The organism is Variovorax paradoxus B4, assembly GCF_000463015.1.
Taxonomy (GTDB): Bacteria; Pseudomonadota; Gammaproteobacteria; order Burkholderiales; family Burkholderiaceae_C; genus Variovorax; species Variovorax paradoxus_E.
The window spans coordinates 3609284-3623622 of the sequence record NC_022247.1; the positions used below are offsets into that span (position 1 = coordinate 3609284).

Annotated in this window: 12 protein-coding genes; all 12 read right to left on the minus strand. The window is 67.8% G+C overall.

Going from position 1 to position 14339, the window contains the following annotated elements:
* Positions 1 to 3: 3 nt before the first annotated feature.
* Positions 4 to 234 (minus strand): hypothetical protein, encoded by a 231-nt coding sequence (locus VAPA_RS16835; RefSeq protein WP_047787076.1) that lies wholly within the window; start codon positions 232 to 234, stop codon positions 4 to 6.
* Between the two features lie 99 nt (positions 235 to 333).
* Positions 334 to 2514: a catalase/peroxidase HPI gene (gene katG, locus VAPA_RS16840; RefSeq protein ID WP_021007972.1), complete on the minus strand. Its 2181-nt coding sequence runs from the start codon at positions 2512 to 2514 to the stop codon at positions 334 to 336.
* A 146-nt stretch (positions 2515 to 2660) separates the two neighbouring features.
* The gene (locus VAPA_RS16845) at positions 2661 to 3872 is read right to left on the minus strand and encodes a DUF1501 domain-containing protein (RefSeq protein WP_021007973.1); all 1212 of its coding nucleotides are present in this window, start codon (positions 3870 to 3872) and stop codon (positions 2661 to 2663) included.
* A 24-nt stretch (positions 3873 to 3896) separates the two neighbouring features.
* Positions 3897 to 5453, minus strand: coding sequence for a DUF1800 domain-containing protein (locus VAPA_RS16850; RefSeq protein ID WP_041946142.1), 1557 nt, complete (start codon positions 5451 to 5453; stop codon positions 3897 to 3899).
* 141 nt (positions 5454 to 5594) lie between these two features.
* The gene (locus VAPA_RS16855; RefSeq protein ID WP_021007975.1) at positions 5595 to 6278 is read right to left on the minus strand and encodes a DsbA family oxidoreductase; all 684 of its coding nucleotides are present in this window, start codon (positions 6276 to 6278) and stop codon (positions 5595 to 5597) included.
* Positions 6279 to 6316: 38 nt separating this feature from the next.
* Positions 6317 to 7726, minus strand: a complete 1410-nt coding sequence (locus VAPA_RS16860; RefSeq protein ID WP_021007976.1) for an MFS transporter — start codon at positions 7724 to 7726, stop codon at positions 6317 to 6319.
* 31 nt (positions 7727 to 7757) lie between these two features.
* The gene (locus VAPA_RS16865) at positions 7758 to 9650 is read right to left on the minus strand and encodes a bifunctional sugar phosphate isomerase/epimerase/4-hydroxyphenylpyruvate dioxygenase family protein (RefSeq protein ID WP_021007977.1); all 1893 of its coding nucleotides are present in this window, start codon (positions 9648 to 9650) and stop codon (positions 7758 to 7760) included.
* Positions 9651 to 9791: 141 nt separating this feature from the next.
* Positions 9792 to 10556 (minus strand): alpha/beta fold hydrolase, encoded by a 765-nt coding sequence (locus VAPA_RS16870; protein WP_021007978.1) that lies wholly within the window; start codon positions 10554 to 10556, stop codon positions 9792 to 9794.
* On the minus strand, positions 10553 to 11770 hold the full coding sequence (locus tag VAPA_RS16875; protein ID WP_021007979.1) for an MFS transporter: 1218 nt from the start codon (positions 11768 to 11770) through the stop codon (positions 10553 to 10555). The genes VAPA_RS16870 and VAPA_RS16875 overlap by 4 nt, the downstream gene beginning before the upstream one ends.
* The gene (locus VAPA_RS16880) at positions 11767 to 12195 is read right to left on the minus strand and encodes a carboxymuconolactone decarboxylase family protein (RefSeq protein ID WP_021007980.1); all 429 of its coding nucleotides are present in this window, start codon (positions 12193 to 12195) and stop codon (positions 11767 to 11769) included. Before VAPA_RS16880 ends, VAPA_RS16875 begins: the two co-directional genes overlap by 4 nt.
* Positions 12192 to 13403, minus strand: a complete 1212-nt coding sequence (pcaB, locus tag VAPA_RS16885) for a 3-carboxy-cis,cis-muconate cycloisomerase (RefSeq protein WP_021007981.1) — start codon at positions 13401 to 13403, stop codon at positions 12192 to 12194. The genes VAPA_RS16880 and pcaB overlap by 4 nt, the downstream gene beginning before the upstream one ends.
* A 97-nt stretch (positions 13404 to 13500) precedes the next feature.
* Positions 13501 to 14334: a shikimate dehydrogenase family protein gene (locus tag VAPA_RS16890; protein ID WP_021007982.1), complete on the minus strand. Its 834-nt coding sequence runs from the start codon at positions 14332 to 14334 to the stop codon at positions 13501 to 13503.
* Positions 14335 to 14339: the final 5 nt, after the last annotated feature.

The window sequence follows — 14339 nt, forward strand, 5'->3', positions numbered from 1 at the left end:
CAGCTAGATCAATGCCCGCAGTCGGCGCTGGGCGCGGTCGAGTCCGACGACCAGGCGATTCTCGATACTTTCCGCCTCCGTGATTCGCTCGTCGAGCCATGCTGCATCCGTGCATCCGACTTGGGACATTCTCTGCATCATGACGCCGATGAGGGCGTTTTGATCCGTGATCAATCCATCCCAGAGATCAACATCCGCCTGGGCGCCTTGTATTTCCACGTAGCTGGCCGTCATCGTTGTCTCCTGCGCCTGCATGCAACGGCGTCGCCGCGAACCCTTGCTCGCGGCGACGACTGATCAGAGCCGCATCGAATCGGCAACCGCGAGGATCGTCTAGGCGATGTCGAACCGGCCAAGGTTCATCACCTTGGTCCACGCCGCGATGAAGTCCTTCACGAACTTCTCCTGCGCGTCCGAACTGCCGTAGACCTCGGCCAGGGCGCGCAGCACTGAATTGGAGCCGATGGCTAGGTCCACGCGCGTCGCGCTGCCCTTGCGCTCGCCTGTCTTGCGATCAACGCCCTCGTACAGGTTGTTCTCGCCGGGCACAGCCTTCCAGGTCGTGTTCAGGTCGAGCAGGCGCACGAAGAACTCGTTGGTCAGCGCATGCTCCTTCTGGCTGAAGATGCCGTGCTTGGTGGCACCGACGTTGGCGCCCAGCGCGCGCATGCCGCCCACCAGCACCGTCATCTCGGGTGCCGTCAGCGTCAGCAGTTGGGCCTTGTCGATCAGCAGCGCGTCCGCGGGAACCGCATAGTCCTTCTTCAGGTAGTTGCGGAAGCCGTCAGCCACGGGCTCGAGCACCTTCATGGCTTCCACGTCGGTTTGCGCCTGCGATGCATCCATGCGGCCGGGGGTGAAGGGCACCGTCGCGCCATGACCTGCGTTCTTGGCGCCCTGCTCAACTGCGGCGCAGCCGGCCAGCACGATCAGGTCGGCCATCGAGACCTTCTTGCCGCCCGATTGCGCCTTGTTGAATTCGCCCTGGATGCCCTCCAGCGTCTGGAGCACCTTGGCCAGCCTGGCCGGCTCGTTCACTTCCCAATCCTTCTGTGGTGCCAGGCGGATGCGGGCGCCGTCGGCGCCGCCGCGCATGTCGGAGCCGCGGTAGGTGGAGGCCGACGCCCAAGCCGTCAGCACCAGGTCGGTGACCGACAGGCCCGAGCCCAGGATCTTGGCCTTGAGAGCCGCAGCGTCCTTGTCGTCGATCAGGGGATGATCGACCTTCGGGATCGGGTCCTGCCAGATCAGCTCTTCCTTCGGCACTTCCGGTCCAAGGTAGCGCGAGCGCGGACCCATGTCGCGATGCGTCAGCTTGAACCAGGCGCGCGCAAACGCATCGGCAAGCTGCTCGGGGTGCTCGAGGAAGCGCCGCGAGATCTTTTCGTAGGCGGGGTCGAAGCGCAGTGAAAGATCGGTGGTCAGCATGGTGGGCACGCGCTTCTTCGACTTGTCGTGGGCATCCGGAATGTCCGCCGCAGCGCCCTTGGCCTGCCACTGTCCCGCGCCGGCCGGGCTCTTGACCGGTTCCCACTCGAACTTGAACAGGTTCTCGAAGAAGTGGTTGCTCCACTGCGTCGGCGTCTGTGACCAGGTGACTTCCAGGCCGCTGCTGATCGCATCGCCGGCGATGCCGCTGGCGTGAGTGCTTTTCCAGCCCATGCCCATTTCTTCCAGATCATTCGCTTCAGGCGCCGAGCCGACGAGCTCCGCCGGACCGGCGCCGTGGGTCTTGCCGAAGGTGTGGCCGCCGGCGATCAGGGCAACGGTTTCCTCGTCGTTCATCGCCATGCGGGCGAAAGTCTCGCGGATGTCCCGCGCCGCCGAGACCGGGTCGGCGTTGCCGTTCGGACCTTCGGGGTTGACGTAGATCAGACCCATCTGCACGGCCGCAAGAGGGTTCTCCAGTTCGCGGTCGCCGGTGTACCTCTTGTCTTCGAGCCAGGTTGTCTCGTTGCCCCAGTAGACGTCCTGGTCGGGTTCCCACGTGTCCGGTCGGCCGCCGCCGAAGCCGAAGGTCTTGAAGCCCATGGACTCGAGGGCCACGTTGCCGGTCAAAATCATCAGGTCGGCCCACGAGATCTTGCGGCCGTACTTCTGTTTGATCGGCCACAACAGGCGCCGAGCCTTGTCGAGGTTGACGTTGTCGGGCCAGCTGTTGAGGGGCGCAAAGCGTTGCTGGCCCCGGCCGCCACCACCACGCCCGTCGCCGGTGCGGTAGGTGCCGGCGCTGTGCCAAGCCATGCGGATGAACAGAGGCCCGTAATGGCCGAAGTCCGCTGGCCACCAGTCCTGCGAGTCCGTCATCAGGGCACGCAGGTCTTTCTTCAGCGACTCGTAGTCGAGGCTCTTGAACTCCTTGGCGTAGTTGAAGTCCTTGCCCATCGGATCGGACTTGGAGGAATGCTGGTGAAGCAGGTCGACCCGCAACTGGTTGGGCCACCAGTGTTGATTGACGGTGCCGCGGCCCACCGCATGGTGGACGGGGCACTTGGCTTCAGGATTCTGGGTCATGGGGGTCTCCAGTTTTGGTTGAGGCGTAACATTCTGGATCCGGACGGACGAATAGGGCAAACGCTTTGCCTATGACGGCGATAGCTCATTGCCACGTTGACGGACGCCATCTTGCGAAACACCGATGCTGCCGGTCCCGCGGAGCATCAGACCAGTTGCAGGTCTTTCGGCGCCACACCGTCGAATACCTGCGCGAGCTGGGCCGGCGAGAGGCCGTACATCCGGCGGAACAGCCCGCCGAACACCGCTCTGTATTCGTTGAGCACCGGGTAGTCTCGGTTCTGGAACAGCGTGGCTTGCGCCACCTCCTGCTGTTCCCCCACGACGCGCCCGCCCGCCTGCGCCGAGAGGCCGCCGCCGAGCACCCAGTAGACGGTGCCGTGGCCATGGTCGGTGCCGCGGTTGCCGTTCTCGCGGAAGGTGCGGCCGAACTCGCTGATGACCACCACCACGGCGTTGCGCCAGGCCGCCTCGCCCATCTCTTCGGCGAAGCCGGCGACGCCACGGCCCAGTTCTTCGAAGCGGTTGGAGATGTAGCCGGCGGCTGCGCCCTGCCCCACGTGCGTGTCCCAGCCGCCGACATCGACAAAGCCGACGTCGAGGCGCTCTCGCATGAGCCGCGCCATGCGGCGCGCAACGAGCTCGAAGCCCTTGGCCGTCATCGCGCTGCGGCTGGCGGCGTCCATCTCGGCCTGCATGGCGCGCATCACTTCACCCTGTACCTGGAAGCCCTCGGCCACGGGCTGCGCGAGCGCGGTGTTGCGGTACATCGCCGCAATCACCTCGCTCTGGCGCGCATCGATCGAGGGGCGCGCATTGCCCGAGAGCGCCATGTTGGCCGCCTTGGCCTGGCCGCGCATCACGATCGGCAGCTGGTTGGTAAACGCCATGGGCGACACGCCGGCCAGGGGCCCGGCGCCGAGCACGGCCGCAAGCCGGTTGAGAAAGCCCGAGCCGTAGTCGCGCCGCTTGCCGAGGGCCTGGCCGAGCTCGATGGAATCCTGCGTTTCGAAATGACTGCGCGTGAGGTCGTCGGTGCCGGCAAAGGCGATGAAGGCCGCCTGCTTTTGCTGGTACAGCGGCAGCACGCTCTGCGCCAGCGCCGGGTGCAGGCCCCATTGGCCATCGAGCGGCAACGCGCCGTTGGCCTCGCCGGGCCGTGCAATCGCGATGTTGGGCCGGCAAGCGTAGTAGAAGTCGCTCGCTGTCGGCACCAGCAGGCTGGCGCAGTCGTAGGCGCCGCGCAGGAACACCACGAGCAGCTTCGCGCCCTCGGCACCAGGCGCGGCCATCAGCCGGCCGGCCGCGCCGGTGAGCTGTGCGGCGGCCGCGAGCTTCAAGAGTTCTCGACGTTGCATCAGGTAAGTCCCTTTCTCGTGCCATCAGCGCCGCATGAGCTCGGGCGACGCCAGCAGGAAGATGTTCCACTCCTGCGGCGTCCTGGCCTGCGCGAGTGCGGTGCGGGTTTCCGCCGCCAGCACGGCCTGCATGGTGCGCACCGCGGGCGATTCGGCCAACGGCGGATACGCGGGCCGCTCCAGCGGCGCCTTGCTGTCGCCGGCACGGAACAGCACGGCGCCGTTGCTGCCGATGGCGCGGGCGATTTCGAAGCGCGTGTTCATCTGGCCGGCGCTGGCCCATGCGGCTTCGCCGAGCGGATAGCCGTCGGGCGTCTCGTGCCCGTAGAGCGGCTCGCCCATGCGGTTGATCCAGCCCAGCAGCGGATCGACGTTCTGCACCACGCGGTCGTCATACGCGAGCCGCACACCGGCCATCACGTAGTGCACAGGGTCGCGAAACTTCCGGCCCAGCGAGGCGGCGAATTCAGTGGACTCGAACATGGACCGCAGCACGGCCGCGATGTTGCCATCGCTGCGGCCAAAGGTGGCGGCCATGCGGTCGACCAGCGCGGGCGGCGGATCGTCGGCCACGAAGTACATCGCGAGCTTGCGCGAGATGAAGCGCGCGGTGGCCGGCGACCGCGCCAGGCGGTCGAGGGCCTCGTCGGTCTCGGCAAGACCGCGCGCCTTGATCGGCTGGCCGAGCAAGGTCTTGGCCCCGTAGTCGTGGCGGTTCGGGTTGAATTCGAACAGCCCCTGGCGCAGATGGTCGGCCTGCACCTCGGGGCGCATCTTCGGCGGCGGCGGCGCATCGGCCGGCTGGAGGCTCACGCCCACGCCGGTGAGCACGCGCGCCAGCTCCTGCACGTCCGCCTGCGAATAGCCGCTGCCCACGCCCATGGTGTGCAGCTCCATGAGCTCGCGCGCATAGTTCTCGTTGATGCGGTTGGCGGCGTTCTGGGCGTTGTCCAGGTAGCGCAGCATGGCCGGGTGGCGCAGCACGGCACCGAGCAGGTCGCGGAAGCGGCCGAGCGCATGCGGGCGGATGGCGTTCTCTTCGTAGTCGCCCACCAGGGCGCGGATGGCGTCCTTGCGGATGTTGACGTTGAAGTGGTTGGCCCAGAACCACGTCATCTGCTCCTGCAGCTGGTTGGGCGAATAGAGCGCCCGCAGCACGAAGCGCTGCTGCGCCTCGCGCGCGAGGCGGTTCAGCTCCTGCTGGTAGGCCTGGCGCGCGGCCTTCTTCTGATCTTCGTCCGCGAGCGCATCAGCGGCCTTGCGCTGGGCCTCGAGCGATCTCGCGAGCTCGGGCAAGGGCGTGCGCGAAATGGTCATCGCGTCGATCTGGGCCTGCGCGGCCGCCGGCAGCGGCTGCGCCTGCGGGCTGAGCTGCCGGCCCATCCAGGCCGGCAGGCCGGTGCGCGCCAGCTCGGCCTGGCTGCTGGCGCTGGTGCCCCAGGTCACGCGGTCGAGCCAGCGCAGTTGCGTGGCCGGATCGTCGGCCACGCGGCGCAGAGCGGCCAGCGGCACGGCTTCGGGCCGCTGCGGGCCGGCGGTGCAGCCTGCCAGCAGCACCGCCGCCATGGCGACCGACAGCATGCAAAGACGTCCGGGAAGCAGCATGGGTCGCATCATGAACCGATCAACACGCGCCGTGGCGGCGCGGTTGACGAACTTGCGGCCCCGGCCAGGTAAAGCTGGCGCTCGGCTTCGTTTCAGGGCGAAACCGCCGCCGGAGATTCAGGCGGCGGCGACGGTGCTGGGCTGCGCGCCGGCAATCTGGCGCAGCGCCCGCTCGAACACCTCGACCGGCTGGCCGCCCGAAATCAGGTGCTGGTCGTTGATGATGATCGCCGGCACCGAATGGATGCCGGCATCGGTGTACATGCGTTCGCGCTCGCGGGTTTCGCGGGCGAACTCGTCGCTGGCCAGAATTTCGCGGGCCCGCGCCGCATCGAGCCCGGCCTCGGTGGCCAGGCGCACCAGCACCTCATGGTCGGAGGGATTCTGGCGGTCGGTGAAGTAGGCCTTCAGCAGCAGCTTTTTCAGCGCTGCCTGCCTGGCCGGGCTTTCGAGCTCGGCCCAGTGCAGCAGGCGGTGGGCGTCGAAGGTGTTGTAGATGCGCGGCCGGCCCTCTGGGCTGAACTCGAAGCCCACCTCGGCGCCGCGCTGGCGGATCATCTCGCGCGATTGCGCTTGTTGTTCGCGCGTGGAGCCGTATTTCTGGCTCAGGTGCTCGAAGGTGTCCTGGCCTTCGGGCGGCATCTGCGGGTTCAGCTCGAAGGGCTGGAAATGCAGCTCCGCCGTGACGTCGGGCGCGATGCGCCGCAGCGCCGCCTCGAGCGAGCCCAGGCCGACGGCGCACCAGGGGCAAGAGACATCGGAAACGAAATCGATCTTGAGATGGGAGGTCATGCCCGGCATTCTTCATCGCGCCAACGCCCTTGGTGCGCGCAAGGTCTTCAGGCCGCAGCCTTGGCCATGCGTGCGCTCGCCAGCGTCTGCTCGCGCAGCCGGTCGTACTCGAGCTTGTCGACCGGAACCGCATCGGGCGTGCCCAGGTCGTTCATGTGCACGCGGTAGGTTTCGCGGGCGGTCCAGGCCGAGATCGCGGCGATGGCGCAGATCGCCAGCGTGATGGCACCCACGGTCAGCGGGATGTTGGCAGCGCCGGGAGGCGCGACCGCCACGAACAGCGCCGGCAGCAGCGCGGTGATCGCGGTGCCGATGTTCTGCGAGATCGCCATGCCCGAGACGCGAGTGCGCGTGGGGAACATCTCCGGATAGAAGCTCGGGAACACGGCGTTGTAGCCCTGGTAGACCACGCCCCACATCAGGAGCGACATCACGATGGCCAGCGGCACGTTGTGGATGCTGATGGCGTACAGGTAGCCGAACGACAGCAGGCCCGAACCGATGGCACCGACGACGATCGGCAGGCGGCGGCCGACCTTGTCCGACAGGTTGCCGACGAACGGGATCACGATCACGGCCAGGATGTTGCCCATCACCGGAATCCAGAGGTAGATGTCTTTCTCGAAGTTGATGCCGTAGCCCGGCTGCACCGCGTAGGCGGCGCCGAAGATGGTCGCGACCACCGGGATCACGTTCATCAGGGAGCACAGCAGCACGCGCAGCATGTCGCCCCAGCTCTCGGTCACGGCCTGGATCACCGGCGCCTTCGGCACCTTTGCGCTCTTGTCGACTTCGGCGAAGGCGGGTGTCTCTTCCACTTCCTTGCGGATGATGTAGCCGGCCACGATGACGATGAAGCTCAGCAGGAACGGAATGCGCCAGCCCCAGGAGTTGAAGGCGTCCTTGTCCATGTAGTGCGCGAGCGGCAGGAACACGGCCGCCGCCATGATCTGGCCGGCCTGCACGCCCTGCAGCGTGAAGCTCGCGAAGAAGCCGCGACGTCCGAACGGCGCGTGCTCCAGGATCATCGAACTCGCCCCGGAAATCTCGCCGGCCACCGCGAAGCCCTGAATCAGGCGCAGCACCACCAGCAGCGCGGGTGCCCACAGGCCGACCTGGTCATAGGTCGGCAGCAGGCCGACGGCGATGGTGGAAAAGCCCATCAGGAACATGCACAGGATCAGCACGGTCTTGCGGCCGTGCGTGTCGCCCCAGTGGCCCAGCAGCACTGCGCCAATCGGCCGTGCGACGTAGCCCACGCCGTACGTCGCGAGCGACGCGATGATCGCGATCTGCGGGTCGCCCTTGGGAAAGAAGATCTGGGGAAAGATCAGCGCCGCGGCGGTGGCGTAGATGAAGAAGTCGTAGTACTCCAGCGCCGAGCCGATCCAGCCGCTGGCGGTGGCTTTCTTCGACTGGTGCTTGCCTTTCGGCTCGTGGGCCGTGGTGGTTGCCATGGTTTTGTCTCCGGGTTGACGAAAATAATATTTATTCCTGCGCCTGCGATGCCATGCGCGCGGGTGCGTTGAGCGCGCCGTAGGCGTCGTAGCCCGCGGTGCGCTGTGCCAGTTCGAAGAAGAGCCCGCCTTCGATGTTCTCGGTGTAGATGTGCAGGTAGTCGCCCGCGGGCGAACGGTCGAACAGCACGCCGGCCGTGCGCATGCGCGCGAGCAGCGCCGGGTCCAGGTCGATGCGCGTGGCCAGGTCGTCGTAGTAGTTGTCCGAGATGGGCACGAAGCGCGTGCCCGCGGCGCGCAGCCGCTCCACGCTCTCGAAGATGTCCTCGCAGCGCAGCGCGATGTGGTGCACCGCGCCGCCGCCGGTCACGCTCAGCGTGCGCGCGGTGCGGGTGCGCTGACTCAGCGACACGTTGAGCACCAGCCGCACGCTGCGATCGGCATTGGCCACGCCGCGGCTGCGGATCAGGCCGAAGGGATCGGCCAGCTCCAGGCTTTCGCCCGGCTCCAGCCCCAGCACGGCGCGCGTGAACAGCACCCAGGTGTCGAGCTGGTCCAGCGCCAGGCCCAGCGCCACGTGGTCGATCTGCGTGAGGCCGGCGCCGCTGGCATCGGCTGCTGCGTCTTCCTCGAGGATGAAATCGGCCTCGTACAGGCCGTTGGTGCCCAGGGCCTCGGACACGAAGTGGATCAGGTTGCCGCCCGGCGCCACGATGGCCGGCACGCGCAACTCGTTCGGGCCGACCGGGCTGTCGTGGCGCTGCGAGCGCATGGCCGTGGCACGGTCGACCGCCGCCAGCGGATCGGCGCAGCGCACGCCCAGCGCGCACACCGAAGTGCCGTGCGCCTCGAAGCGGCTGCGCGCGAACGAATCCGGCTGCGCGTTGACGATCAGGTTGATCTCGCCCTGGCGGTACAGCTCCACGGCCTTCGAGCGGTGCCGGCCGACGCGGTGGAAGCCGAGCTGCTCCAGCAGCATGCCGAGCGTCCTGGCCGAGGCCTCATCCGCCGCGAACTCGATGAACGACAGGCCCGAGAGCGCCGGCACGGGCGGTGGGCTGAACAGTTCGACGGGCTGTGCGCGCGCCGGTGTATCGGCCGTCGACGCCAGCCGCCGCTGCGCCTCGCTTTCGAGGTACAGCAGCGAGCGCATCGCGTCCACCGCGGTGCGGCGGTTGGGTGTCTCGCGGAACAGGTCGTTGAAGATTTCCAGCGACAGCGGCCCGGTGTAGCCTGCGCGCAGCACCTGCTCGAAGAAGCCGATCACGTCGAGATCGCCCTGCCCCGGGAACGAGCGGTGGTGGCGGGCCCACTGCAGCACGTCCATCGAAAGCAGCGGCGCGTCGGCCATCTGCAGGAAGAAGATCTTGTCGCCCGGAATGGCCGCGATACCCACGGGATCGTCCTTCAGCGACAGCGTGTGAAAGCTGTCGAGGATCAGGCCGAGGTTCGGATGATCGGCCTGCCGCACGATGTTCCAGGCCTGGCCATAGAGCGAGGTGAAGCGGCCCCAGGCCAGTGCCTCGAAGCCCACGCGCAACTTGCGGCGCGCGGCGCGTTCCGCGAGTTCGTGCAGTTGGGCCGCGGCGCGCGCCGGGCCGTCGATGGCCAGCGGGGAGGTGTTCGAGCAGCACAGCATCAGCGGCGCGCCCATGGCTTCCATCAGGTCGAACTTGCGCTCGGCGCGCTCCAGGCTGCGGCGGAACTGCGCCTCGGGCATGCCCTCGAAATCGCGGAACGGCTGGTACAGGTCGATCGAGAGGCCAAGGTCCGAGGCGATGCGGCCCAGCTCGGCGGCGCCGCCCCTGAAGTTGACGAAGTCGGCCTCGAACAGCTCGAAGCCGTCGAAGCCTGCAGCCGAAATGGCTTCGAGCTTCTGGCGAAGCGTGCCGCTGAGGGAAACGGTGGCAATGGAGCGATGCATGCAGGCGACTGTAGAAACACCCGGCACCCTCCACAACGCTCCACACCCAGGCCGCGTTCGATCATCGAACGCCTACGTTCATTGTTCGCACGAAATAGGGGTTAGACCTAGGCTACCCAGCAGCCTCCGCGAGCCGTTCTTTCAGAGACTGCGCCAGTAATCGATCAGCAATTGAGCGAACTCGACCGGCCGCTCCACCGCGCTCAGGTGCGCCGCATCGATGGTGGCCAGGCGTGCACGGGGGATGGCGGCCGCCATGGCTTCGGACATTGCCGGCGGCGTTGCTTCGTCCTGCAGGCCGGCAATCACCAGCGTCGGTACGGCGATGCGGTGGTTGCTCTCGCGAAAATCGATGGCGGCCACCGCGTTGCAGCTTTCGATGTAGCCCTGCGGATCGGTGCGCACCAGCACATCGTTCAGCGCCTGGGCCGCGGCCTTGCCCTCTGCCGTGGTGACGAAGCCGTGCGTCAGCCAGCGCGCCACCGCGCCCAGCGCAATGGCGGCAACGCCCTTGGCAGCCACCGTCTCGGCGCGGGCGCGCCACGGTGCCTGGTCGGGGTAGTGGGCCGACGAATTCGAGATCACCACGCTGCGCAGCAGTTCGGGATGCCGCACCGCCAGCGCCTGTGCGGTCATGCCGCCCATCGAAAGGCCGACGAAGTGCACCGGCTCCCCGCCCGCCTCGCGCTGGATGAGCTCGGCCGCGTCCTGTGCCAGCGTCTCGACGCGCAACGCGCCTGGCACCACCTCCGAGCCGCCATGGTTGCGGTGGTCGTAGCGGATCACGGTGTGGCCGCGCGCAAGCTGCTCGGCCACGCCGTCCCACATGTGCAGATCGCAGCCCAGCGCATGGCTGAGCACGACGAAGGGGCCGCTGCCTTCGCGGACGACATTCAAACGGGTCATGGTGATTCCTTTTTCATTGGATGTTGAAGACGTGGCAGCCAGAGGAACGCGATGGCCAGCAGCACGCAGCCCGCGAGCAGCATCGGAGCGACCATCGGCCAGGCGCCGTTCGAGAAACCGGTGTCGACGAACTGTGCCGCAATTTGCCCGACACTGAACGCCACCATCATCATGCCGAAGCCCGACCACGACACGGCCCGCCCCACCAGGTGCGGCAGGTCTCCCACCGCGCCAGCCTGGCCGCAGGGCTGGTGGATGCCGTGGCCCAGGCAATAGACCGCATGGCCCGCAAGCAGCGGCACGGCGCTGTGCGGCGCCAGCCAACAGCCCAGCGCCTGGATCGATGCGCCGGCAATGCTCAGCGCGGCGCCAAGCTGCACGGTGTGCACCGGCCCATGCCTGCGCAGCAGGCGCCGGCACAGGGTGGTGCTGAAGATGTAGACCAGCGAGCCACCCGCCGGAATCCAGCCGTACATCGCGGGCGACCAGCCCAGATAGCCGATGTAGACCATCGGCGACAGCAGCAGGAAGCAAAAGAGACCGCCGTAGGTCGTTGCGGCCAACGAGGCCCAGGCGCGAAAGCTGCGGCTCGCGAACACGGCGCGGGCGCTGCCGCGCGGTGCTGAAAGATCGCCCGCCAGCGGCCGCCGCGTTTCGCCGAACGAACGCCAGCACAGCGCAAGGAGCAGCAGCGCATAGAGCGCCATCGACACCATCACCCAGCGCCAGCCGGCGCCCTGCACCAGCCATGCGCCCAAAAGCGGCGCCAGCAGCCCCACCACGCCCAGGCCCGTGAGCCCGCGCGCCATGACGTGCGGACCTTCGTGCGCAGGGTAGAGATCGCGCACCGCGGCGCGCGCGCAAACCAGGATGGCCGCCATCGAAAAACCCTGCAGCGTGCGCCAGCCCGCCAGCACCGCCACGCTGCCGGCGAACGCGCCGCCCAGGGCCGCGACCGCGTAGCAGCCGAGCCCCGCCAGCAGCACCGGCCGGCGGCCGAAACGATCGGCCAGCGGGCCGCACAGCAACTGCGCAAAGCCGAAGGCCAGCACGAAGAGCGTGAGGCTGGTACTGGCCGAGCCCAGCTCCTTCGCGATGGCGGGCAGTGCAGGCAGGTAGCTGTCGGTGGCCACGGGCTGTGCCGCCAGCAGCAGCGGCAGCAGCAAGCCAAAGCCGAGATCGAACCGGGCCTTGCGCAGGCTCGGCCCGGTCACCGGGAGGTCGCGTCCAGCAAGCCCTTCTCGCGCAGGATGCCGGTTGCGATGCCGAAGGCGTGGTTCGCCACGGGCACGCCGCAGTAGATAGCCGCCATCATGATGACTTCCTTGATGTCCTCGGGCGTCAGGCGCGACTCGGGCGGGCCGTCGAGCGCGGCGCGCACATGCATCGCGAATTCTTCATAGGCGTGGATGCCCAGCATCATCGACAGCACCATGTAGCGGCGCGTCTTGTCGCCCAGCGCAGACCGACCCCAGATGTCGTTCCACGCGTGGCGGGTGATGAGCTCCTGGAACTCGGCGTTGAACTCGTTGCGGTTGGCCAGCGACTTGTCGACCCAGGCATCGCCCAGCACGCGGCGGCGGTTGACGAGCCCGGCTTCGTAGTCGTTCGCGGGGGCTGTGCTTGCTTCGTCGGTCATCGGGATGTGTCTTTCGCAGTCAGGTGGGCGCGCAAGGCCGCCACTTGGCGCAGCGCGGTTTCGCCGGCGGGCCCGGCCAGGGCGGGGTCGAACCATTCGTCCGCGGCCTCGCGCGGCAGCTCCGAGCGCAATGCGTCGATGTTGGCACGCATGCGCGCCGCGTCAATCTGCAGGCCCGGCAGCGCGCCGGCCAGCGCGCGCGCGCTGCCGTGCGCGGACATGAGCAGCTGCGGCCATTCGGCCAGCTCGGCCTGCCAGCCGCCGAGTGCGCGCTCGTGTTCCTGCGGCATCGCGGCCAGCAGCGCGGCAACGCGCTGGGGCGCACGCTGGGCCGCGGCCAGCGCAACCATCGCCGCCACGGGGTTGCGCTTGTGCGGCATCGCCGAGGAGCCGCCGCGGCCCGGCTCGGTGGGTTCGGCCACCTCGCCGACCTCGTACTGGCCCATGAGCGAAATGTCGCGCGCGATCTTGCCCAGGCTGCCCGTGAGCAGTCCCAGCTCGCAGCCGAGCGCGACCCATTCGTCGCGCTGCGTATGCCAGGTGGCACCGGCATTGCCGAGGCCGAGCTCGTCCGCCACGCGCTGCACGACGGCCGGCCCCTGCCCCTTCATCTGCGCAAGCGTGCCGACGGCCCCGCCGAGCTGCACGTTCAGGGCATGCCGCGCGGCCTCCCGCAGCCGGGCGCGGCTGCGCACCAGCGGCGCGGCCCAGCCGGCGCACTTGAGGCCGAAGCTCGTGACCGACGCCGGCTGCATCAGCGTGCGCGCAAGAATCGGCGTGGCCGCATGCTGTGTGGCGTGCTGCAGCAGCGCTTCGATGGCGCGGTCGACATCGGCTTCGATCAGCGCGACGCCTTCGCGCGTGACCAGCGCCATGGCGGTGTCGATCACGTCCTGGCTGGTGCTGCCGAAATGCACGAAAGGCACGGCCCCGGGATTGAACAGGCCCACGGCCTCCTTCAAGGCCTTGACCAGTGGAATCGCGACACTGCCGGCGCGGCCGCTGTCGCGCACGATCTTCGCCACGTCGAACAGCTCGACCTTGCAGCTGCCGACGATCGAATGCGCGGCCGATTCCGGCACCAGCCCGAGCGCGACCTGCGCACGGGTCAATGCCGCTTCGAAGCGAAGCATGGCATCGACGAAGTTGTGGTCGCTGAAGGCGGAGAGCGTCTCGGACGTGGAAAGAAAGCCTTCGAAAATACTCATGGTGAACGCCTCTCGCGTCAAAAAAATCGAGTGAGCGCAACTGCATTACACCGCGTCTTCCTCTCGCAGCGCATGGCGGCCCGCCAAGCACTGCATCTCAGTAGCTGATCTTCGCCTCGGCGCGCAGCGCGTCCGCCGTGGCGGTGCCGAAGCCGAAAAACTCGAGGTAGGCGGGAATCATCTCGAACAGCATGTCGGTGCCGACCTGCACGGCGCAGCCCTTGTCCCGTGCAGCACGCAGCAGCGGTGTGTATTCTGACTTCATGACGACCTCGCCGACGAAGGTCGACGGTGCGATGCGGTCCACCTCGAAAGGCAGCGGATCGTCTTCCTTCATGCCCAGCGGCGTGGCGTTGACGACCAGATCGAAACCGGCCGGGTCGTTCGAGCCCGTGGACACGGCCAGCGCCGGATAGTGCGCGCGCAGGCGTCCGGCCAGCGCTTCGGCCGAGGCCGTGTGGGCATCGAAGAGCGCAATTTGCGCAACGCCGGCCGCCGCCAGCGAGGCCGCAATCGCCGAGCCGACGCCGCCGCTTCCGGAGACCAGCACGCGCGCGCCCTCGAGCGTGCAGCCCTTGCGCAGAACACCGCGCACGAAACCGGCGCCGTCGAACTGGTCGCCCACCAGCGTGCCGTCGGCGCGCTTGAGCACGGCGTTGCAGGCGCCGGCGATCTTCGCGGTCGGCGTCACCTCGTCGACCAGGCCCATGGTCGTGATCTTGTGCGGCATGGTCACCAGGGCGCCCCGGATGTTGGTGAGCCGGAACAGCACGGCGAAGGCCGCCGGATAGTCCTCAGGCTTCACACCCATCGGCACCACGACCGCGTCGATGCCCTGCTTCTCGAACCAGGGGTTGTAAATCATCGGCGCCTTGAAGCTTTCGGTGGGAAAGCCCAGGTGCGCTACGAGGGTGGTCTTGCCGGTGATCATGGTGT